Annotated in this window: 16 protein-coding genes and 1 riboswitch; of the genes, 4 read left to right on the forward strand and 12 right to left on the reverse strand. The window is 63.5% G+C overall.

All coding sequences use genetic code 11. The features are described 5' to 3' along the window. Positions 1 to 69: 69 nt before the first annotated feature. The 3 genes from KJS47_RS16170 to KJS47_RS16180 form a co-directional block, all read right to left on the reverse strand. A complete protein-coding gene (locus tag KJS47_RS16170) occupies positions 70 to 270 on the reverse strand; it encodes a cold-shock protein (protein ID WP_213526099.1) in 201 nt (66 codons plus the stop codon). 232 nt (positions 271 to 502) lie between these two features. After that, positions 503 to 922, reverse strand: coding sequence for a YflT domain-containing protein (locus KJS47_RS16175; protein ID WP_213526100.1), 420 nt, complete (start codon positions 920 to 922; stop codon positions 503 to 505). Between the two features lie 105 nt (positions 923 to 1027). After that, the gene (locus KJS47_RS16180; protein WP_213526101.1) at positions 1028 to 2401 is read right to left on the reverse strand and encodes a hydroxysqualene dehydroxylase; all 1374 of its coding nucleotides are present in this window, start codon (positions 2399 to 2401) and stop codon (positions 1028 to 1030) included. A 241-nt stretch (positions 2402 to 2642) separates the two neighbouring features. Between KJS47_RS16180 and KJS47_RS16185 the strand changes: the two genes are divergently transcribed. After that, positions 2643 to 4094: an NAD-dependent succinate-semialdehyde dehydrogenase gene (locus KJS47_RS16185; RefSeq protein WP_213526102.1), complete on the forward strand. Its 1452-nt coding sequence runs from the start codon at positions 2643 to 2645 to the stop codon at positions 4092 to 4094. Between the two features lie 218 nt (positions 4095 to 4312). On the opposite strand, the gene egtB is transcribed toward KJS47_RS16185, so the two are convergent. The 7 genes from egtB to KJS47_RS16220 form a co-directional block, all read right to left on the reverse strand. Next, positions 4313 to 5593, reverse strand: a complete 1281-nt coding sequence (gene egtB / locus KJS47_RS16190; RefSeq protein WP_213526103.1) for an ergothioneine biosynthesis protein EgtB — start codon at positions 5591 to 5593, stop codon at positions 4313 to 4315. Between the two features lie 178 nt (positions 5594 to 5771). After that, positions 5772 to 6794 carry an FUSC family protein gene (locus KJS47_RS16195; protein ID WP_213526104.1) on the reverse strand — a complete coding sequence of 341 codons (1023 nt, stop codon included), beginning with the start codon at positions 6792 to 6794 and terminating at the stop codon, positions 5772 to 5774. A 472-nt stretch (positions 6795 to 7266) separates the two neighbouring features. Beyond that, complete coding sequence (locus tag KJS47_RS16200) at positions 7267 to 7515, reverse strand: hypothetical protein (protein ID WP_213526355.1); 249 nt, start codon at positions 7513 to 7515, stop codon at positions 7267 to 7269. A gap of 100 nt (positions 7516 to 7615) precedes the next feature. After that, a complete protein-coding gene (pdxA, locus tag KJS47_RS16205) occupies positions 7616 to 8620 on the reverse strand; it encodes a 4-hydroxythreonine-4-phosphate dehydrogenase PdxA (RefSeq protein ID WP_213526105.1) in 1005 nt (334 codons plus the stop codon). Next, a complete protein-coding gene (locus KJS47_RS16210; RefSeq protein WP_213526106.1) occupies positions 8610 to 9920 on the reverse strand; it encodes a four-carbon acid sugar kinase family protein in 1311 nt (436 codons plus the stop codon). The genes pdxA and KJS47_RS16210 overlap by 11 nt, the downstream gene beginning before the upstream one ends. 83 nt (positions 9921 to 10003) lie before the next feature. Next, entirely contained in the window at positions 10004 to 10978 is a 975-nt protein-coding gene (locus KJS47_RS16215) for a 2-keto-3-deoxygluconate permease (RefSeq protein WP_213526107.1), read from the reverse strand. Positions 10979 to 11431: 453 nt separating this feature from the next. Continuing rightward, positions 11432 to 13294, reverse strand: a complete 1863-nt coding sequence (locus tag KJS47_RS16220) for a sigma-54-dependent Fis family transcriptional regulator (protein WP_213526108.1) — start codon at positions 13292 to 13294, stop codon at positions 11432 to 11434. 205 nt (positions 13295 to 13499) lie between these two features. Then, a riboswitch (SAM riboswitch) is annotated at positions 13500 to 13622 on the forward strand. Positions 13623 to 13822: 200 nt separating this feature from the next. On the opposite strand from KJS47_RS16220, the gene KJS47_RS16225 reads away from it, so the two are divergent. From KJS47_RS16225 to KJS47_RS16235, 3 genes are all read left to right on the forward strand, one after another. After that, positions 13823 to 14854, forward strand: coding sequence for a methionine ABC transporter ATP-binding protein (locus KJS47_RS16225; protein ID WP_213526109.1), 1032 nt, complete (start codon positions 13823 to 13825; stop codon positions 14852 to 14854). A gap of 1 nt (position 14855) precedes the next feature. After that, a complete protein-coding gene (locus KJS47_RS16230; RefSeq protein WP_213526110.1) occupies positions 14856 to 15524 on the forward strand; it encodes a methionine ABC transporter permease in 669 nt (222 codons plus the stop codon). Between the two features lie 434 nt (positions 15525 to 15958). Continuing rightward, entirely contained in the window at positions 15959 to 16819 is an 861-nt protein-coding gene (locus tag KJS47_RS16235) for a MetQ/NlpA family ABC transporter substrate-binding protein (protein WP_213526111.1), read from the forward strand. 463 nt (positions 16820 to 17282) lie between these two features. Here the strand turns inward: KJS47_RS16235 and KJS47_RS16240 are convergent, their stop codons facing one another. Continuing rightward, positions 17283 to 18164 (reverse strand): TetR/AcrR family transcriptional regulator, encoded by an 882-nt coding sequence (locus tag KJS47_RS16240; protein ID WP_213526112.1) that lies wholly within the window; start codon positions 18162 to 18164, stop codon positions 17283 to 17285. After that, positions 18157 to 21525, reverse strand: a complete 3369-nt coding sequence (locus KJS47_RS16245; RefSeq protein WP_213526113.1) for an efflux RND transporter permease subunit — start codon at positions 21523 to 21525, stop codon at positions 18157 to 18159. The genes KJS47_RS16240 and KJS47_RS16245 overlap by 8 nt, the downstream gene beginning before the upstream one ends. Positions 21526 to 21554: the final 29 nt, after the last annotated feature.

Genomic DNA, 21554 nt, shown 5'->3' on the forward strand with positions numbered 1-21554 from the left:
AGCGGGAAATCGTTCCATCTCGTCTGCCGTCCTGCTCCGGCACGATTGATGCCGAGAATCTCGGCGAATTTACAGTTTGGTTACGTTTTCGGCCTGCGGACCGCGCTGGCCCTGCACAACCTCGAATTGGACGCGCTGGCCTTCGTCCAGCGACTTGTAGCCTTCCTCGTTAATGGCGGAGAAGTGCACGAATACGTCTGCGCCGCCTTCCACCTCGATGAAGCCAAAGCCCTTTTCCGCGTTGAACCACTTTACTGTTCCTGTTTGCATGAATAAACCCTCCTGCGACTCTTGTAAAGAGAAATTTAGGTAATCTGGATCCTCTATTCCCCGGGTCTCGGCTCCGGGCAAACAAATTCACACATTGCAAAGGGGGCTTCCGGGGAAGCAAGGCGGCAACGTCCGGAGAGGGGAGGTCCCGGACGCTGCGTTTCCCCTTTGCAATGGTGAATTCTAGGTATCATAAGGCGTCCGGCGGATGCATCCCGCCGAACGCGGTCTGTCAGAGCACAGTATTGTTCCAAGTTGGATTCGAGAACGGCAGCGTAGGATCGTATACGACATCGGGATCGGCTTTGTCGGCGTTATAGCTCATATTGCCGCCCCAGGCGATAACGGCGATCTTGCCCTTATCGAGCTCCTGCTCGAGGTGGGCCGCCTCCCGCTCCCCGATGCCCATGGAGCGCATCTTGGCGCGAAGCTCATCGCCCTTGGACCGGAACAGATTCGCGATAGCGTTCAGGACGCCCTCGTCCTCAATGCCGATCGTGCTCGCCTCGGTTTCCTCCGAGATCCGCTCGGTGCGATCCTTTTCGTGCGCCAGCACGAAGATTATCGATTTGCTGTACCCGTCCCGGGTAAAGGAAGAGACCGCCTGGCGGACTTCCTCCACGCCTGCTGCCAATTTCACTTGTGTTCTCATGTCGGATTCCCTCCTCTTGGTCATCTCTCTCTTTTCTTGTTTACCCTGCCTGCGCGGGATTGAAACATAAGAGCGAGAAAAATATTCGAAGACGCCGAGCGGCATCTATCCCGCCGTGCCTCCCGGAGCCATACTCAGGGAGCCGAGACAGCGGCCGAGCACCGCTTCTGCCGCCCGAACGCCGGAGATGGCCGCGCCCTCCATCGTATAAAACATCGGCTGGTCGGTATAGTCGCCCGCGAGCGACAGTCCCGGTACCGGCGTCGCCTGCGACGGACGCAGAGCAGCCTGTCCCGGCTGGACGCTCGCAAAATCGGCTTCCCGCGAGACGATCCGCCAGCGCACCGTATGGGAATCGAGCGGCAGCCCCAGACGGGCGGCTTCGCCAGCGATGCGCGCGAATGCCTCCTCGGGCGGCAGGCCCCGCAGCGGGCCGGGCGGCGTCAGAATGGCGGAGATGCGGCCCGGGACATGCCGGAACGTGGTGCGCGACTGCTCCGAGAAGCTGCCGAGGCATGTGCCTGGACCGAAGGTCGTCCGATCCTTGGGCAGGAGCGGTTCGTTCAGCTCCGCCTGGAACGTGCAGTCCTCCATTGTCTCGAGCCGGAGCATCGGGGCGAACCAGTCGTGGCCGCCGAGCTGCTCCCCGATGAGCCGCTGCGCGGCGCGGACCGGTACGGCTACAACGGTATGCGAGGCCCGCAGCTGGCTGCCGTCCTCCAGCTGCACGCCCTCGATGCCGGCTTCGCCGCCAAGCAGCGACCGGACAGGCGCGCCCGTTCGCACCGTGCCGCCCATCCGAACGATGGCGCCCGCAAGCGGGAGCGCCATCACCTCGGTCATGCCGCCCTTGAACGCGCCTACTTTCATCTCCGCGAACCGCGACAGACCTGGCGAGAAAATCGAGAAGAAGACGCGCGCCGAATAATGCTCCGGAGGCAGGAACAGGATCCCCGCCGTCAGCGGAACCAGCAGGCGCTCCACCGCCTCCTTCGTCACCTCGTGGCGGCGCGCATAAGCGGCGACCGAGATCCGGTCCAGCTCGTCCGGCCGCTCGTCCAGATCCCGGAAGCCCGCCGCGAAGAAGGGCACGAGAGATGCCTTGGCTCCCGGCGGCAAAAAGTCGTTGTTCCCGAGCATGCCGGCAACGGTACGGAACGGAGCCTTGCCGGGCGCGATGCCGAATTTCCCCTCCCCCTCCCCGTCCGGCAGCCGAATCTCCATCGACGTCTCCCACGCCACGATCTCGTCCAGCGAGACTCCGGCCCGGCTCAGGAGCTCCGGTAACACTTTGTAATACCCAATAACCTTATGAAAGCCGGATTCCACCAGCATGCCGTTCTCCTCCCACGAGGACGTCCGTCCTCCGAGCACGTCTCTCGCTTCCAGCACCGTTACCCGCTTCCCCTGCTCGGCAAGAATAAGACCGCAGCCCAGGCCGGCCAGGCCGCCGCCTACAATCAGAACATCGGCATCCACGTTCGTCACTCCCCCTCCGCTTCGGCCGCAGCGTCCGCTCACTCTCTCAAACAGCCGCGCCGTTCTCTTGTTTCCTCCTACTGCCTTACCCGGAGAACGGTCAGCTGAACCGATAGCGGGTCGGCGGCGGGTGATGCGGGTAAATAAGAGGAATCGGGGCACTTTGCGCAGCAAAGACTAGTCTTGCTAAACTAAAAGAGAACAAGAATCCTAAGAGGTAACAAGTAAAGGAGGGCGACCCATGGGAGAACCGATCACCAAGGGAATCTATATAGGCGGCGAGTGGAAGGAGGCGGTCCGAGGCGGCACGATCGACGTCTTCAACCCGGCGACGCTCGAGAAGCTCGCCACCGTCCCCGATGCGGGCGATGACGAGGCTGCACAGGCGGTCGACGCTGCCTCCAGCGCGCTGCCGGCGTGGAGAGAGGCGTCGGCCTACGAGAGGGCGGCGCTGCTCATGCGCTGGTACGAGCAGATCATGCTGCACCAGGAAGAGATTGCACGGACGATGACGATGGAGCAGGGCAAGCCGCTGCCCGAGGCACGGACGGAGGTGGCCTATGCCGCCAGCTTCATCCAGTGGTACGCCGAGGAGGCCAAGCGGGTGTACGGCGAGATCATCCCTGCCACGACCGCAGGCAAGCGGCTCTTCGTGATCCGGCAGGCGGTCGGCGTCGTGGGGGCGATTACGCCGTGGAACTTCCCGGCGGCGATGATCACCCGCAAGGCGGGACCCGCTCTCGCGGCCGGCTGCACGATCGTCGTCAAGCCCGCCGAGCAGACGCCGCTGACCGCCCTGCTCCTCGCCGAAATGGCCGAGAAGGCCGGGATTCCGGCCGGCGTGCTCAACGTCATCACGGGGGACGCCAAGACGATCGCCGGCAGGCTGATGGCCGACGGGCGGGTCCGCAAGGTTACGTTCACCGGCTCCACGGAGGTGGGCAAAGAGATTATGCGAGGCGCCGCGGATACGATGAAGAAGATCTCGCTCGAGCTCGGCGGCCACGCGCCCGTCATCGTCTTCGACGACGCCGACCTGGAGCTGGCGGCCGAGCAGACGGCCATCTCCAAGTTCCGGAACGCAGGCCAGACGTGCGTCTGTGCGAACCGCATCTACGTCCACGAGAGCGTGCATGACGCCTTTGAGCGGCGGCTGGCGGACAAAATCGCCGGGCTGCGCGTCGGATATGGCCTGGACGAAGGAGTCGCCATCGGCCCTCTGATCGACGAGAGCGGGCTGGACAAGGTGAAGCGGCAGGTCGAGGAAGCGGTCGCCCGCGGGGCGAAGGCAGTCGTCGGCGGACGTACGGCGGAGCCGGAGGGAAGCCGCCGCGGCTTCTTCTATGAGCCGACGCTGCTTACCGGTGTGACGCCCGACATGCAGATTATGCGGGAGGAGACATTCGGGCCGGTCGCGCCCCTCATCCCCTTCCGCACGGACGAGGAGGCGGTCCGGATGGCCAACGATTCGGTGTACGGCCTCGCCGCCTACCTGTTCACTACAAACGTGAACCGGGCTGTCCGTGCCGCGGAAGGGCTCGAGTACGGGATCGTCGGCGTCAACGACGGAGCGCCTTCGACGGCGCAGGCGCCGTTCGGCGGCTTCAAGGAGAGCGGCCTCGGGCGCGAGGGAGGCCGGCAGGGCATCGAGGAATACCTCGAGACCAAGTACATCTCCCTCGGCCTTGGCTGAAGGGAGCCCGGCACCGGGCCAGCGCCTGGGCTCGTCTGCGGCTGCGCCTCGGCGGACGGCGGCCCAAACAGCAAAAGACCCTGCGAACTCGCAGGGTCTTTTGCTGTTTGCCGGCGCGCCCGATGCGCCCGGCGCCGCGCATGGCCCGGACGCTGCCGCCCACCGGGGTTTCGCCGCGCGCTGCCGGGGCGCCTGCGGCGGGGCGGTGCGGCTTTCGCCTAGGCCAGATCCTCGGCCAGGCGAAAGCCGGTGAACTGCCGCCGCATGGCGGGCGGCAGCGCGTGCCGGTAGCTCGGCCGCAAGAGAGCCGCCGGCGTGGCGCACGAGCCGCCGCGGAGCACCATCCCGCCGCCGAAGCCAACCGCGAACGGGTGCGGGTGGATGCCCGCCCCGCCCCCGGTCCTCGTCTGCGCGTTCCGGCTGCCCGGATACGGCGTGAACGGGCTGCATGTCCATTCCCACACGTCCCCGTAGCCCTGCTGGAGCAGCTCGCCGTTCGCGCTGCAGCAGGCGGCCGGATGATAGGCGCCGCTATCCGCGAAGTTCGCCCCCTCGGCCGGCTGCGGGAAGGCCACCTCCCACTCCGCTTCGGTCGGCAGCCGTTTGCCCGCCCAGCGGGCGAATGCATCCGCTTCGTAGTAGCTGACGTGGCATACCGGCTCGTCCAGCTCAAGCTCACGCAGCCCAGAAAGCGTGAAGGCATGCCAGACGCCTCCCTGCTGTTCCCAGTAGCGGGGAGCCTGCCACCCGTTCGCCTCGACCTCGCGCCAGCCCTCCGGCAGCCACAGCCCCGCCCTCCGGTAGCCTCCGTCCTCGACAAACTGCAAGTATTCCCCGTTCGTCACCGGCTGGGAGGCGAGGCGGAAGCCGTGTACCCAGGCCTTGTGGCGCGGGCGCTCCGCATCGGTGACGAAGCCTGGCCCGTCGGAGCCGATCTCCGCAAGCCGTTCCTCGAACCGGTGCCAGGTCAAATACGGCGGCACATGAAGCTGCCGCTCCCTGCGCTCCCGGTAGATGGGCCGGAGCGGATGCGCCGCCAGATTCGCCTTGATGTCGGCCAGCAGCTCCTCCTGGTGGAGCCGCTCGTGATGCAGGCCCCATTCCAGGGCGGTCCGGAAGCCCCCTGCCAGCTCCTCCCCCGGGGAATCGAGCAGCGCAAGCAGCCGCTCGTCGACGTGATCCCGGTACGCGTAGATCTCCCGGGTTGACGGACGGGACAACAGCCCGCGAAACGGGCGCGGTTCGTCGAACAGCCCGTCGTAGGCACGGTTGAACGGACTGTAAGAAGCGTCGTACCGAAGCAGGATCCGGTCCTCCAAATACCAGCTCGTATGGGCGAGATGCCATTTGGGCGGGCAGCCGTCCTCCTCATGGACCATCATGTCCTCCGGCTCCAGCGGAGCCGCGAGAAGGCGGGTGAATCCGCGCACCGCCAGAATGTCCTCCTGCAGCAGCCGGTTCCACTGCTCCTCGATCCGAATCCATGACCCTACCGACATGTCTCGCTCCCTTTCTGCCCTCCAGCGGGCAAAATTGTCTATGCTATCCTTCTTTTCCGATTAAACAGAGCATCCTCCGTTTTTTACCCTCAGAAGTTCCGGCTGAAACAACAAACGGCCGCCTCCGCCAGGAGACCGCCGTCCGTTCTGCTTGGCTCCGGCCCCGGCCGAGCCGCCGCTATTTGTCCTGATGCTGGATATAATTGGCGACCAGCCGGTCGAGGCGGTGCAACTGGTAGCCGTAATCGTACATCGCCGAGCCGACGGCAAGCAGATGAGGCAGCCGCTCCTCGTCGTCCCGCAATTCCTGCACTAGCTCGCGCAGGAATTCCTCCATCTCGCTCTCCGTCTCCTCCGGGCAAACCGCGTCTGGCTTCAGCTGGCCGTTGTACTTGAGCAGCACCAGCTCGTGGCAGTGGATCAGATGCTCGATATGAGCATCGAACCGGCGGTCCATCTCCTTCGTCGGCACGGCCGCAAAGTAGTGGCGGTCGATGACGTCCAGGATGTCGATCCCCTGCCTCAACGTGCGCAGCATCTGCTTGTAGACGACGAGCCGGCGGATGCGCTGGAACGTCAACTTACGAAGCTTTTTCTGCTCCTCCTCAAAGATGCCGAACTTCTCCTCCAGCTTGGAGATCGAGCTGTGGAGCTCCTCCTGCTGCTCCCGGAAGACGGATTCCTTCATCTCGTCGGATATCGACGTGCGCAGCAGAAGCGACAGCTTGGTGAATACCTCGCCGAGCTGCTGGTGGAATGTCTCCTCGTGCTTGGGCGGCAGGAACACCAGATTGACGACGAAGGCGGAGAAGATGCCGATCAAGATGATCAGGAACCGGTTGAGCGCGAACGTCCAATGACCCGGCGCATCCATAATTGCAATAACGGTGACGAGCGTCAGCCCGATCGTCGATTCCATCTTGAGGGCAAGACAGATCATGATGACCATAATGCAGACCAGCCCGATCGCGATCGGCTCGCTGCTGAAAAATTGGCTTGCCAGCAGCGCCAGAATCGCTCCCAGCGCATTGGTCTGGACTTGATCGAGAATATGCCGCCAGGACCGATAGATGGACGGCAGCATCGTGAAGATCGCCGCCACCGCCGCGATAATCGGCGGCTTGAGCTCGAACAGCGCGCAAAGATAGAGCGCCAGCGTGACGGCGACGCCGGTTTTCAGAACTCTGGCACCAAACTTCATGAACGTCCTCCTATTCTTAATCCGCATCGCTGCGGGTTCGAACTTCGTACTCGCTGGGGGCGGGACATTCCCCGCCCTCCGGGCGCGGGCGCCGGACTTCGGACGATGCGGCCTCCCGCGCGGGGCCGGTCCGCCAAGCCGAAGCTCCCGCACCGGCTGCGACCACTATACCGTGACCGCCCAAAAGAAAGCAAGCGCAACCTAACGCAGGCTGCGCTCACAATTGACGGTCCGGCGGCCGCCGGGACGGGGCAAGGGCCCGCAGAAGAAAGGCGGACGGTTAGGGGATCGGCATGATCGCTCCCGGGCTGGCAGCGCCATTCAGCATGCGCCCAGTGCCGGCATCCACCGCCCGCTTGCAACTTGCCGTCCCCCTCCCGAACGGATAGACGGCGTTCCAAACGGCGCAACTTCCCTCGAGCGTTCCCCCGCTGTATGCGGGGCTCCCTAAGCGAAACGCGCTGACTTGTCGTCAACTCCCCGCCTGCCGGTCCGCCTCGTCCTGCTGCGGATCGGAGACGAGCCCCTCTTTCTTCAGCGTGCTGTTCGTGCTCATCCCGTCCATGTCCTGGCCCAGCTCCCGCATCTCTTCGAGATCGGGGGCCATCGAGCCGTTCACGACGTTGCTTATGTCTTTCTCGCTTCCCCGCAGCCGGTCATTCGCCTCGTGGCGGGCGACCGTCTTCAGATCCTCGTTGTTGTACGTTTTGCGTTCGGCCATCGGCTCCACTCTCCTCGGTTCGTATCGGGGTTACGTAGTCCTTTTACCCGAAACGCGGAAAGTAGAATCGGCGCGAGGGCCGCACCCTAGGCGGGCCGGCTCAGCTTTCGGCCGGACGGGGCGCCAGCTCCACCGCCTGGCGGATCGCTTCCTTCAGGCTGAGCTCGTCGGCGATGCCTTTGCCCGCAATGTCGAACGCGGTGCCGTGGTCCACGCTCGTGCGGATGATCGGCAGGCCGACCGTGATGTTGACGCCGGCTTCCAGGCCGAGCACCTTGATCGGCCCGTGGCCCTGGTCGTGGTACATCGCGACGACGATATCAAAATCGCCGCGCACCGCCCGGAAGAACAGCGTGTCGGCCGGCAGCGGCCCGATCGCTTCGATGCCCTCGGCGCGGGCGCGTTCGACGGCCGGAATGATCTTCTCCTCTTCCTCGCCGTAGCCGAACAGGCCGTTCTCCCCGGCATGGGGATTGATACCGCAGACGGCAATGCGCGGACTCGAGGTGCCGGCGCGCTGCAGCGTCTCGTGGGCAAGCTTCAGTACGGTGTAAACGCGCTCCGGGTTGATCTGCTTGACCGCGTCAATGAGTCCGATATGCGTCGTCACATGAATGACTTTGAGCTTGGGCGACGACAGCATCATGGAGTAATCTTTGGTGCCTGTCAGCTCTGCCAGAATCTCGGTATGGCCGGGATAGAGGTGGCCGCCCTTGTGGAGCGCCTCCTTGTTCAGCGGAGCCGTGCAGATGGCATCGATCTCCCCGGCGTTCGCCAGCTCGATCGCCTTCTCCAGATAGCGGAAGGCGGCGTTGCCGGCACGAGCGTCCACTTGGCCGAACGGCAGATCAGCAGGCAGCAGATCGAGATCCAGGCAGTCGACCGTGCCCAGCTCGAACGCGGCCTCATTCAGCGACGCGATGCGCCGGACGGCGAGTCCTGTCTGGAGGACCGGCTCGACGCGCTCCAGCATTTTGGCGTCTCCGATCACGAAGGGACGGCAGCTGTCGTAGACGGCCGCATCCTTCAGCGACTTCAGAATAATCTCGGGGCCGACGCCCGCAGCGTCGCCCATCGTAATGCCGATAACCGGTCTATGCTTCATGATGGTTCTCTCCTTTCAACATGGCAAAAGCTTTGGCTAACGCTTCCTCTGTTCCGAACGCGCCCGCCTTGGTGACGGCGAGCAGCGGCCGCGGCCCGACGAGGCGGCCGAGCGGGATGCCCGCCTCCACCTCGCGGAGCAGCGTGAGGCCGGTGTAGCCGCCGTGGCGGCAGACGCTCTTGGCGGTATCTCCGCCGGTGAGCACGACGCCCTGCAGCGGCTTATCGGCGATGAGCCCCGCAGCGATCTCGCCGAGCGCGCCGGCAATGCGGTCCGCCACCTCCACCGCCGACAGCCCTGCTGCGACTCCCGCCTGGAGAGCTTCCTTCACCTGCTCCGTCGACGTGCCGGCGACGAACGCGGCGTCCTCGCCCGCGTCCAGCGCCTGCGCCAGCTCGCGGCGGCAGCGCTCGCCCTCTTGGGCGGCCGCCTCGCCGCCTGCGGCCGCGGCGGCCGGGTCGAGCTCGACGCGGTGCAGCGGAGCGCTGCCGAGCAGGTGCGCCACCTGGCCGCGGGTGACGCCCGAGAGGCTGCCCGCGACGAGCAGCACCGGGCGGCCGGACGGACCTCCGTCCGCGTCAGCCACGGCAGCGCTTGGCGCGAGACCGAGCGCAGCGGGGATCGCCTCGGCCAGTCCAGCCGAGCCGACCCACAGCACGCCGCCCTCGAGCGCAGCGCCTGCGTCCGCAATGGCGCGCAGGTCCTCAGGCGTCTCCGCGTCGCATACGACGGCGCGCACGCCTTCGCTGCGGAGAGAAGCGAGCCGCCCAGCGAGCGCCTCGCGCCCGCCTCTTACTACAGCGAGCGAGAGCTCCGCGACCGGCTTCTCCATCTGCCCCGCGAGCAGCTCGCGGATGCGGGACGTCGGCACCGGCGTCTTCGGATCCCGTCCGACCTCCGTCTCGTGGACGGGCTGTCCCTTCAAATAATGAACGCCATCGCGCGTCGTCCGGCCCGCCTGCGGAAACGCCGGAGCCACGACAGCGAGAACATCGGGACGAGCGTCCAGCATAGCGTCCAGCTCCGTCCCCACGTTGCCGCGGAGAGTGGAGTCTACTTTTTTAAACAGATGGGGGCAGCCCGCCGCGCGGACGGCTTCGGCCGCCTCCTTCGTTTTGCGGTAAGCCGCGTCTCTGGCAACGGCACGTGTATCGGTATCTACAACGGTAACGTCATTGGTCAATGTATCGAGATTCGCCAGGTCGAAAATAACCGAGGCGGAGAGGCCCGCCCGGGCGAACTGAACGCCCGAATCGGTCGCCCCGGTCAAGTCGTCGGCGATAATGGCTAGCTGCTTCATGGCTTCCTCCTGTCCCTAAACGGCGGCAAAGCCGGCCCCAGGAGGGACCGGGCTATGCGCCTCACGGTAACGACTATCGTGCGTCAGGCTTCGAGTTCCTCGGCGGTCCGCTTCACGACGCCGATCTTGTTCGCCCACCAGGCGGTGACGATCGGCACGAGAATGGCCGTGACGATAACAGCCGCGGCGACCAGCGTCGTGGCTGTCTCCACGAACGGCGCATAGCCGATGTTGGCGGCGGCGACTGCCGCAGGCACGCCTGCCGCGTTGCCGGCCGTCGAGGCGGCCGCCAGGCCGGCGACGCCGTTGCCTCCGGTCAGCCGGTCCACGAAGAACAGCGCGGTTCCCGTCACGGCGACGACGGCGATGCCGAGCAGAATGCCGAGCAGACCCGCCTTGGCGACGTTGCCGAGGCTGAGTCCGGCGCCGAGCGCCAGCGAGAAGAACGGAACGAGAACCGGAACCGCTTTGCTGAAGAAAGCGCGAAGCTCTTTGTCCAGGTTGCCTAGAATCATGCCCACGAGCAGCGGCAGAATGGCGCCCACGAGCGTCTGCCACGGGAAGGTGCCGAGACCGGCGACGCCGAGCGTCACCATCGTCAGGAACGGACCGGATTCAAGCGTCATGATCGAGTAGGCGCCGACGTCCTCCTTGCGTCCAAACTGTCCCATCAGCGCCATATAAAGGCCGCCGTTCGTATCGTTCATGGCCGCGACGATCGCGACGACCGACAGGCCGGACAGCAGTCCCGCCGTCACCTGGCCTTCCGGCAGCAGCTTGGCGGCGATGACGCCCGCCAGTGCGGCGATCAGGATTTTGGTCAGCAGCAGGGAGCCGCCTTTCTTCAGAATATATGGCGTTGCCTTGAAGTCTATGGTCGAGCCCATGCAGACGTAGAAAACGGCCAGAATGGACATAGAGCCGGACAGCAGCGCGCCGCTGAACGAACCGAACGTCTTGCCGAAGGTAGGGAAGAGCGTGTTAATCAATGCACCGATAAGCAGCGGAACGATCATCATCCCGCCGGGAATTTTTTCGATGGATGCTTTGATCCTCATGGTAGTGCCTCCTCATTATGTTGCAATATTAATCATATTGGTTGAAGATACCGGTTTCAACACTTCCACTATAGAGGATTATGACGTAAATTACAACAGATGTTAGAAATGAAAATGAATGAAAATACCATTCTCCCTGTAACTCCTGTTTTCATGTTGTTATATGCAACAATATGGAATCAAAGTTTTCCCTAGCATCCACTTTTCGGTATCCCACTATGCAGGCAGACCCGGTCGGGAGAATTCTGTCGTCATACCAAAAAAGACGGCCGGGTGACTCCCGACCGTCTTTTTCCCGCAAAGCTTCCGACCTGCCTCAACCACGTACCGCGTCTGGCTACGCTTCAGCTCCGCGGTATGGCGGACTTCCGCCCGCTCTAGGCTTCGTGCGTTTGCACTTCCGCCGTCCGCTATCCTACATCTTATACATCCGCGCGTTCACGGCTCTCGCTTCTATTCTCCCGGCTCCGCTTCCTTGGCCTTGCGCCAGAGCGTCGTCCGGTTGATCCCGAGCCGCTTGGCCGCCCTCGACTGGTTGCCGCCCTCTTCCTCCAGCACCCGCTCGATGATGAGGCGCTCCAGCTCGGACAGCGTAGCCTCCCGGGGGACGGACAGCACGAAGGCGTCCTCCGCCCCGGCTCCGCCTGCCCGTTCCTGTCCCCCTCTCTTCGGCTCCGCGCCGAGGCGGACGGCCAGCTCCCTCGCCTGTTCCTCTTCGATATAAAAGTCTCCCGAACCCAGCACGAGCTCCTCCACCGCCCGCTTGAGCCCGCTGACGTTGCGCGGCCACGGAAGCCCGGCAAGCAGCCGAAGCGCCTCCTCGCGTACGCCGACAACCTGGCGGCCGAACGCTTCGTTCGCCTGCGCGATGAATACCCGGCACAGCTCCGGAATGTCCTCCTTGCGCTCCCGCAGCGGAGGCAGCGGCAGGTACAGCTCCCCGAGCCGCTCCAGGAACGCGCCCCGCTCTCCGCGTGCTCTCCGCGCCCCGCCTGCGCCTTCCGTGCTGCCTATGACCCGCACCGGACGTCCTGGCTCTTCCATCAGCCGCCGCGCCTCCGCGAGCAGCTCGTCCGGAGCCTCTTCAACCCCTGCCAAATAGAGTGTGCCGCCTCTGGCCCGTTCGGGAGCGGATGCCCCTCCGTCCCGGCCGAACCAGTCGTCCCTCCAGGCGGGGGAGGAGCAGCAGACCGCGACGAACGGTCCCGTGCTCCGTGCGCTGGCCGAATGAATGGCGCGGGCGAACAGGAGCCGTCCCGTGCCTGGCTCTCCGTCGAGCCACAGGTTCGCGTCGGAGAGCGCGTAGCTCCGCGCCCGATCCACCGCGGCGCGAATGGCGGGGGCATGGCCGAGAATCTGGCCGAACGTCGCCGGCAGCGCCCGGCTCTCGGCCGCGGCCTCCACTGCCTCCCGCGCGTCTTCAGCGCCGGCGGGTGCCGGACGGATGGCCAGCACGACGGCGCCGCTCCGCCCGGCAGCCGGCAGACGCTCCGCCCGAATGGTGAGGCTCCGCCCGTTCAGCCGGACGATCCGCCCAGGTCCCGGCTCCGGCAGGCCGCCCGGCCATTGCTCGGCCCAGCCGGCGATCCGCTCCGGCAGCCGGACGCTCTCCGGCTTCTCTGTACCCAGGCCGAGCAGCTCGCATGCGGCCGGATTGGCGTAGCGGACGGCGCCGCCGGCCTCCGCCACCACCAGCCCTTCTCCGCTCGCGCCAAGTGCAGCTTCGAGCAGCCGGCTTTGCTCCTTCTCCCGTTCTATCGCCTGGTAGAGGCTCCAGGCGTCCTCGAACGCCTTTTCGATCGACTCCCGGCCCGAGGTGATGAGCACGCCGTGATAGCCGAGCCGCTGCGCGGTCCGGACACTGACGGCGTCCCCCAGCACGAGCTGCACGCCGTCTCCGACGGCGCGGCGCACCACCGGGACGACCTCGTCCTCGCTCCCCAGCTCGTACATCGGCACGTTGAGGTCGAGCAGCGAGCCGATGAGCCGGGCGCCGTTGCAAATATTCGGGAATCCGACGATCCCAACGCGGCTCGCCGATTCCTTGACGAGTGTGAATACGCGCAGCAGGTCGTAGCCCGAGATGCCGATGTCGACGACAGGCAGCGAGACGGCTGAGCGGATCAGGTTCGCCGTGCCGCCCCGGCTGATTATCAGATCGCAGCCTTCTGCCTCCGCTTGGCGCGCCAGGCGGACCCCCTCGGTCAAATCGCCGACCTCGGCGCGCACCTCAAAGTGCGGCAGCTCCCTCGCCATCTCCAGGATCAGCTCCTTCAGCCCCGGATAGGGAGCGATCGCCATCACCTTAACGCCCATCCGTTTTCCCTCCTTTTTCCCTGTTGCAAAATGAATCATTAGCGTCATTATAGCCGATCATCCCCCGCATTGCTATCGGCCGGCCGCCCCGAAGAAGCCGCTCCCTGTAACTGGGAATCAACTTCGCATTGACGAAGGCTGTCAGATGGTATATACTCCGATGTAGCTTTTCAACTGCTTTTTCAATTGCATATGATCATTTTCTTTCTTATCCAGAGAGGCGGAGGGACAGGCCCTGTGATGCCCGGCAACCGGTTCGGAAGACGACATATCTTCCGGACGCCATGGTGCCAATTCCTACAGAACGATCGGTTCTGACAGATGAGAAAGGGTGTTCCCGAATAGGTTTTTGAACCCCCTCTTTCGCGCTGTCCGAGGGGGTTCTTTTCGTTCTCCGGGCACTTGGCCCGTGAAGAGGCAAGCCCGCGTCGGGCAAGCTCGGCTAGTCTATTATCCGTTGGTCCATGTTCGCCAGGAGAATTGCCTGGTCCCTGCCCCACCATTCCACTTGTAAGGAGGCGACGGCCCATGATCCGCATTGAGGATCTGTCCAAAACCTATGGCACCGGCCAGCAGAGCGTGACGGCGCTCTCGGACATCAGCCTGTCGGTAGCCAAAGGCGAAATCTTCGGCATCATCGGTCATTCCGGCGCCGGAAAAAGCACGCTGCTGCGCTCCATCAACCTGCTGGAGAGGCCGACCAGCGGCAAGGTGACGGTGAATGGCGTTGAGCTGACCGCGCTGCGGGGAGCCCGGCTCCAGACGGCCCGCCGCTCCATCGGCATGATTTTTCAGCATTTCAACCTGCTCGCGTCGGCGACCGTCTATGACAACATCGCCTTCCCGCTCAAGCTCGCCCGGCGGCCGAAGGAGCAGATTGCGGCCAAGGTGAACGAGCTGCTCAGCCTCGTCGGGCTCGAGGCGCACCGGGACAAGTTCCCGTCGGCTCTCTCCGGCGGCCAGAAGCAGCGCGTCGGCATCGCCCGCGCCCTGGCCAGCGATCCGGACGTGCTGCTGTGCGACGAGGCCACCTCGGCGCTCGACCCGCAGACAACTGGCGCCATTCTGCAGCTGCTGCTATCTATCAACCGGAAGCTCGGCATCACCATCGTACTGATCACCCATGAGATGCAGGTCATCCGGTCGATCTGCGACCGGGTCGCCGTCATCGACGGGGGCCGGATCGTCGAAAGCGGTCCGGTGGCCGAGTTGTTTCTGAAGCCCCAGCATCCGACGACCCGGGAATTCGTCGAGCAGGTCTCCGATCCGGTCGACCTGCGGGCGGCGGCCTCCCTCGCCCGTACCGGCAGCCCTGCCGATGACGGCCTGCGCCGCCAGATCGTCCGCGTCACTTTCCTCGGCAATCAGACCTACGAGCCGATTCTGTTCGAGGCGACGCGGGACGCCGACGTTTCGTTTATTATTCTGCAAGGCACGATCTCGCGCATGAAGGATGTGCCGTATGGCCAGCTCGTCGTGGAGCTGGACGGCGAGCCCGCGGCCGTCGACCGTACGCTGGCGGCACTGCGCGAGCGCGGCCTTGAAGTGGAGGTGCTCTAAGATGAACTCGTCCCCCTGGTCGGAGATTGACTGGTCCGAGATCGGCCAAGCGCTTCAGGATACGCTGACGATGCTCGGCCTCTCCACCCTGTTCACCGTTCTGATCGGCCTTCCGCTCGGCATCTGGCTGTTCCTCTCGTCGAAGGGCCAGCTGCTGCAGAATCGGATCGTCTATCTGATTCTGTCGTTCGTCGTCAACGTGCTGCGCTCCGTGCCGTTCATCATCCTGATGATCGTCGTCATCCCGCTAACCAAAGTCATCGTGCAGACGTCGATCGGCGTGCGCGGCTCGATCCCGCCGCTCGTCATCGCGGCCGCTCCGTTCTTCGCGCGTCTGGTGGAGACGTCGCTGCGCGAGGTCGACCGAGGCGTCATCGAGGCCGCCCAGGCGATGGGCGCCTCGAACGGCCAGATCATCTGGCGCGTGCTGCTGCCGGAATCGCGGCCGGGCCTTATCGCCGGCATCACCATTACGACGGTGACGCTCGTGTCCTATACGGCGATGTCCGGCACGATCGGCGGCGGCGGCCTTGGCGACCTCGCGATCCGCTACGGTTACATGCGGTTCGAGACCGAGGTGATGATCGTCACCGTCGTGCTGCTCTTGATCCTCGTGCAGGTGCTGCAGATGGCCGGCGACCGGCTCGTGCGGCATTTCAGCCGGAGGTAAGCCCCTGCGTCGAAGTAGTGCAACGCTGCGGGCCTTGCTCCCTACAGCCGCTGTTGAATCCGGAATGGTTGAATGGTCTTTTCTCGGTGCCATTCCGTCTTCAAAGGCGGACGCAAGCTCTTCCGGTGAGCAAGCCCCTCCGCTGAAGTAACGCAGGCGATAGCTGGTGGCCCTCCGTAGTGCAGCTCTCCGGGTCTTGGCCTCCAGCCGCTGTTGAATTCGGAATAGGGGAATAACTAATTTCGGTGCCATTCCGGTTTCAAAGGCGGACGCAGGCTCTTCCGGCGAGCTAGCCCCTCCGCAGGAGTGAAGCTGCGATAGCTTGCTCGCGCTCCGCCGATTTCTTCCTTAGACCAAGCGGACTTTCAGCCCGCCGAAGCTATATAGACGCCCCGCTCAAGCGGGAGCCAACTCAACAAGGAGGTTTCTCATCCATGAAAAAGTCCCTGCTTCTCGTATTCACACTCGTCTTCTCGCTGTCGCTGGTTCTGGCCGGCTGCGGCTCCAAATCGAACGACTCCGGCAGCGCCGGCACATCGCCGTCGCCGTCCGCATCCGCTGGCGGCTCCGCCGCTCCCGTTAAGCTGAAGGTCGGCGCTACCGCCCGCCCGCACGCCGAAATCCTCAATTTCCTCAAGCCCCAGCTGGAAAAGCAAGGCGTTCAGCTCGAGGTGAAGGAATACACCGACTACGTCCAGCCGAACGTGCAGCTGAACGACAAGGAGCTCGACGCGAACTTCTTCCAGCACCAGCAGTACCTCGACCAGTTCAACAAAGATCGCAAGACCAAGCTGGTGAAGGTGGTCGGCGTGCATATTGAGCCGCTCGGCGCTTACTCCAAGAAGATCAAGGCCATCTCCGAGCTGAAGGATGGCGCCAAGGTCGCCATCCCGAACGATGTGACGAATGCCGGCCGCGCGCTCGGGCTGCTTGAGCAAAACGGACTGCTGAAGCTTAAAGAAGGCGTCGGCTCCAGCGCTACGATCAAAGACATCGTCGACAACCCGAAAAAGCTGGAAGTGAAAGAACTGGAGGCCGCTCTGCTGCCTCGCGTCATCGACGAATTCGACCTGGCCATCATCAACACCAACTTTGCCCTGAACGCGAACCTGCAGCCGACGAAGGACGCCCTCTTCATGGAGAAGTCCGACTCCCCTTACGTGAACATTCTCGTCTCCCGTGAGGACAACAAGGACTCCGAAGCGATGAAGAAGCTCGCCGCCGCGCTGACTTCCTCCGAGACGAAGAAATTCATCGAGGAGAAGTACAAAGGCGAAGTTCTGCCGGCGTTCTAATCCGCAGTCCCGGCACGCCGGGAAGGGTATGCCATAAAAAAGGAACAGCCGCTCCCCTGGGAGCCGGGCTGTTCCTTTTTTTATGGGCGTTAAACGGCCTGGCAAGGCAAGTCCCCATTAGCTGAGGCCAAGCCTATAGACCGCCGCTATCTCGACTTGCGCTTATAATACACCCGCGACCAGAAGTAAATCGCCACCCCAACCAGCAGGATATCGAATTCGATCCCGGTCCGGCCTGTCCGAAAGAAGTCTACCAGAGACCAGACCAGCAGCGCTAATGTAAAAAACTGAAACGCGAGCACGGCAGACTTGTCGCTGTGCTACTTTCTTTACATTTTACTATAGCTTCAAAATGTCAAACTATTTTTACATAATAACGGACACCGACTGTCAAGCCTCGCGTGCAACGAACAAAAAAAGCGGAGGACGTCCGTCCTCCGCCTATCTGATAGTCCGCCTGCTTTTATGGAGATAAGTGCGTTTCGAGCTGGTCAAGCGGTCTCTTCCACCCCCGAAGCTTCTTGCCTCGCAGGAAGGCGATAATGCCCTTGATCACGACGGGCTGGGGATCCTTCTTGGCGAATTCCTCCTCCAGCAGGGCGAGTGCGTCCTCCAGTTCCATGTGCAGGGCTTCATCTGCCTCCAGTCCATCCAGCAGTCCGCGCAGCCGCTCCAGCTCGGCAATCGCCTCGCCGTAGGGCGGCCGGCCGAAAAAGCAGCCGTCCGTCAAGAGACGTTCCATCTTGTCGGCACCCAGCACCGGCCGGACTTCGCGGCGCTTCATGCCGGCGACCAAATCGTCGAGCCGCTCGAGCAGATAATCCGCCAGCGGTTCGGTCTCGAACAGTTCCTCATGCAGCATGGCCATTCCGAGGTAGCCCTGGGTCATCGCCTGGAAGAGGACGGCGGCATCGTACGAATACGGCCGCGTCTCCTCTCCGTACTGCGCGACCATCAGCTGCTGGTTCCACCGGATCGTCTCGGCATGCATCTCCAGCATCAACCGGCGGATCTCCTCGTTGATCTCGAAGCGCTCCTTCATGAACAGCGTAATGAAGTCTCGGTGCTCCGCATACTGCGCGAGGTTCAGCTCCACCTGCCGCTTCAACCGCTCGCGCGGAGATAGCTTCGGGTCGCTGGTCATTTCCCGGAACGCTTTGGTGAACAAGCCAATGTAATGCTTGCAGATGGCGACCAGAAGGTCCTCCTTGGACCGGAAGTAGAAGTAGAGCGAGCCCTTTGCCATCTCCAACCGGTCCGCGATGTCTTGAATGGAGGTCGTGTTGTATCCTTTTTCCGCGAAGCAGGCTGCAGCTGCCTCCATGATTTGCCTTCTTCTATCCATGTCTGCTTTCCTCTCCCGACAGCTCCTCATCCGGCTCCGCCAGCGGCTTGCGGCGGAACTTGACCAGCGCCTCGTAGACGATCGGCACAATGAGCAGCGTGAGCAGCGTCGAGCTGATCAGGCCGCCGATGACCGTCACACCCAGCCCTTTGGAGATGAGGCTGCCGCTGGTGCTCTCGAACCCGAGGGCGAGCGGCAGCAGAGCGCCGACGGTGGCAAGAGCGGTCATCAGAATCGGACGCAGCCGCGTGCCGCCGGCCTCAAGCAGCGCTTCTCTCGTGCTCAGGCCTTCCAGTTCCTTGCGATGGACCCGGTCGAGCAGCACGATCGCGTTCGTCACGACAATTCCGATCAGCATCAGCGCGCCCATAAGCGCCGAGGCGCTGATCGTCTCTCCGGCTACGAACAGGCCGAGCAAAGCGCCGATGACGATGAACGGAAGCGAGAACAGGATCGCGAACGGGGTGAGCGCCCCGCCGAACGTAATGACGAGCAGCAGATAGACGATGGCTACAGCTGCCGCCATGGCAAGGCCCAGCTGGGTGAACGTATCGTTGATCTGCTCCGTTACCCCGCCGAATTCGACCTTGACCGATTCGGGGAGATCCAGCTTCTTCACTTCGTCCTGCAGCTCGGTCGAGACGCTGCCCACGTCCTTGGACTTGACGTTCGCCTTTACCTCTGCATACAGCTTGCCGTTTTTCTGGGTGACGGTGTTAGGGGACGTCCCTTTTTCGACCGTCACGACATCCTTCAGCGGGATCTGCACGCCGAGCGGGGAAGCGATCGTCTTGTTCTCGATATCCGCGATGCTGCCGTACTTCTCGGCGTCCACATGGACGACGACGTCATACGATTTGCCGTCCGCCTTCACCTGCGTCAGCACGGGCTCCTTCCTCACAGGGCTGAGCGCCATCGCTATCTGGCCTGCGGTGAGTCCGTACCGGCTCAGCTTCTGCTGGTCGGCGACCAGCGTGTACTGGGCGTACGTCTGGGACAAGCTGCTCGACACTTTCTCGAGCGTGTCCTTGTTCTCCATAAGTGCCTGGACCTTCTGGACCGCGGGAGTCACCTCGTCCATGCTGTCTCCGTAGACGAGCAGGCTCAGCGAGCCGCCGCCGAGGCCGCCGCCCATATCCATCGTGCTCCATTTGCCCTTCTCGTCCAGCTTGGCGAGGTCAGCGATCAGGTTCTTCTTCTCCTCGGCGAAGCCCTTGGTATCCTCCTTGTATTCGATATAAAACAGGCCGGACTTGTCGTTGCCTCCGCCGAACGGATTGCCTCCGCCGCCGATCGAATACTGGAGATTGGTAACGTCCGGACGGGCGAGAATCTGCTTCTCGGCCTCGAGCGCCGTCTTCTCGACATCCTCAAGCAGGATGCCCGGGCCCGGATTATAGGTTACGAGCACGTACTTCTGCTCTTCCTCGGGAAGGAAGCTGACGCCGACCGGCTTCACGAGCGCGAGGCTCCCCGCCAGCAGCACGATGGCGATGATCGAGGTGACGGCCTTGTGATTCAGCGACCAGTTCAGCAGCTGCCGGTACTTGACCGCGAGCTTGCCGGTATGCTCGTCGTCGTGGGAGCGCGGGGCTTTGCGCTCAGCGCGCTTCGGCGTCTGCAGCCCCTGACGCAGTCCTTCGCGGTAGGCCGAGTCCCCGCCTACCGCCGGCTCCTCGGCTGCTGGCTGCAGCCGCTCCCGCTGTGCCGCGCGGGGCTTCAGCCGGCTGCGGAACATGGCATGCGCCATCGCCGGTACGACCGTAATCGCGACGAGAAGCGAAGCGAGCAGCGAGAACACCATCGTGAGCGCGAACGGGTTGAACAGCTGGCCGATCGGACCGCTGACAAGCGCGAGCGGCAGGAAGACGGCGATCGTCACGAGCGTCGACGAGAGAATCGGCAGGAACATCTCCCGGGTGGCCGAGATGACGAGTGCTTTGCCCGACAGCTTCTCGGACTTCAGCGACATGCGCCGATAGATGTTCTCGATGACGACGATCGAATCGTCGACGACGCGTCCGATCGCGACCGTCATCGCGCCGAGCGTCATGATGTTCAGCGTAATGTCCAGTCCCCGGAGGATGAGAATGCCGATGACGAGCGACAGCGGAATCGAGACGATCGAGATGACGGTCGTCCGGAAGTTCCGCAGGAACAGCAGGATGACGATAACGGCGAACAGGGCGCCGAAGACGGCCTTGGTCAGCATCGTCTTGACCGAATCCTGGATCGGCTTGCCCTGGTCGAGCAGCACGATCGCCTGGACGCCGGGATTGTCCTTCTCAATGCGCTCGGCTTCCTTCTTCACCTGGTTGACCACGTCGACCGTATTGGCGTCGGCGGCCTTAGTAATGTTCAGACCAACCGACAGGTTGCCGTTCGTCCGCGAAACCGAGTCCGCCTTGGCCACCAGCTCGACCTTGGCGATGTCGGACAGCGGAACGACCGGGATGCCTGTCACTGCCGGAATGGCTGCCGCTGGCATGTCGCCAGCCGCTCCCGGAGACTGGCCCTGGGCGCCGGCTGCGGCAGCCGCATCAGCCGCGCCCGCTGGCATGCCTGCGGCTCCGGCTTGTCCGGTCGCGCCGCCTGCCGCCGCCTGCCCGCTTCCCGACGGGATAACGGGAATGGCCAGCTTCTTGAGATCGTCGACGGTCGTCACGCGCCCGTCCACGACGATCGTGTTCTCCTCGTGGCCGAGCTCGAACAGACCGAGCGGCGCTTTGACGGCAGAGCCCTTGATTACGCCTTCGACGGTCTCGCGACTCAGTCCGAGCGACTTGAGCTTGGCGTCGTCATACGTCAGACGGACCTCCTTCATCTGCTGACCGGACACCGAAACGGTGCCGACGCCCTCGATAGCTTCGAGCGCCGGCTTGATGTCGGTCTCGACGAGCTTGGTGATCTCCTCAAGCGGCTTGCCCTCGCCCGACACGCTGAGCGAGACGACCGGGAAGGCGTTCAGGCTGATCCGCGAGATTTTGGGCTCCTGCGCGCCTTCCGGCAGCGCAAATCCCTTCATCGCCTGGGTCAGCTCGGTTTCGGCCTTGTCCATATTCTGGCCGTAATCGTACTGCATCGTGATCGACGAGACGTTCTCCATCGAAGTGGAGTTGACGGAGTCGACCCCGCCTACATTCTTGAATCGCTGCTCGAGCGGCTTGGTCACCTTTTCGAGCACTTCCTCCGGCGCGGCGCCCGGGTAGACGGTGCTGACGGTCAGAATCGGTACCTCGATATCCGGAATCGTCTCCTGTTTCATCGTCATGCCCGCGTACAGCCCGGAAACCGTCACGATGACGGTCATCAGGAAGATGGCGAACTTGTTGTTCAGAGAAAATCGAATGATGCCCTTCACTGGTTCACTTCCGTTCTTGTCGTAGTTTG

The organism is Paenibacillus sp. J31TS4 (assembly GCF_018403265.1).
GTDB lineage: Bacteria > Bacillota > Bacilli > Paenibacillales > NBRC-103111 > J31TS4.

Bases quoted from the DNA above. Each gene is read 5' to 3' on its own strand.
- KJS47_RS16225 (WP_213526109.1), top strand. From the start codon at position 13,823: ATGATCCGCATTGAGGATCTGTCCAAAACCTATGGCACCGGCCAGCAG.
- KJS47_RS16210 (WP_213526106.1), bottom strand. From the start codon at position 9,920: ATGAAGCAGCTAGCCATTATCGCCGACGACTTGACCGGGGCGACCGAT.
- KJS47_RS16185 (WP_213526102.1), top strand. From the start codon at position 2,643: ATGGGAGAACCGATCACCAAGGGAATCTATATAGGCGGCGAGTGGAAG.
- egtB (WP_213526103.1), bottom strand. From the start codon at position 5,593: ATGTCGGTAGGGTCATGGATTCGGATCGAGGAGCAGTGGAACCGGCTG.
- KJS47_RS16230 (WP_213526110.1), top strand. From the start codon at position 14,856: ATGAACTCGTCCCCCTGGTCGGAGATTGACTGGTCCGAGATCGGCCAA.
- KJS47_RS16220 (WP_213526108.1), bottom strand. From the start codon at position 13,294: ATGGGCGTTAAGGTGATGGCGATCGCTCCCTATCCGGGGCTGAAGGAG.
- pdxA (WP_213526105.1), bottom strand. From the start codon at position 8,620: ATGAAGCATAGACCGGTTATCGGCATTACGATGGGCGACGCTGCGGGC.
- KJS47_RS16170 (WP_213526099.1), bottom strand. From the start codon at position 270: ATGCAAACAGGAACAGTAAAGTGGTTCAACGCGGAAAAGGGCTTTGGC.
- KJS47_RS16215 (WP_213526107.1), bottom strand. From the start codon at position 10,978: ATGAGGATCAAAGCATCCATCGAAAAAATTCCCGGCGGGATGATGATC.
- KJS47_RS16200 (WP_213526355.1), bottom strand. From the start codon at position 7,515: ATGGCCGAACGCAAAACGTACAACAACGAGGATCTGAAGACGGTCGCC.
- KJS47_RS16175 (WP_213526100.1), bottom strand. From the start codon at position 922: ATGAGAACACAAGTGAAATTGGCAGCAGGCGTGGAGGAAGTCCGCCAG.
- KJS47_RS16235 (WP_213526111.1), top strand. From the start codon at position 15,959: ATGAAAAAGTCCCTGCTTCTCGTATTCACACTCGTCTTCTCGCTGTCG.
- KJS47_RS16195 (WP_213526104.1), bottom strand. From the start codon at position 6,794: ATGAAGTTTGGTGCCAGAGTTCTGAAAACCGGCGTCGCCGTCACGCTG.
- KJS47_RS16240 (WP_213526112.1), bottom strand. From the start codon at position 18,164: ATGGATAGAAGAAGGCAAATCATGGAGGCAGCTGCAGCCTGCTTCGCG.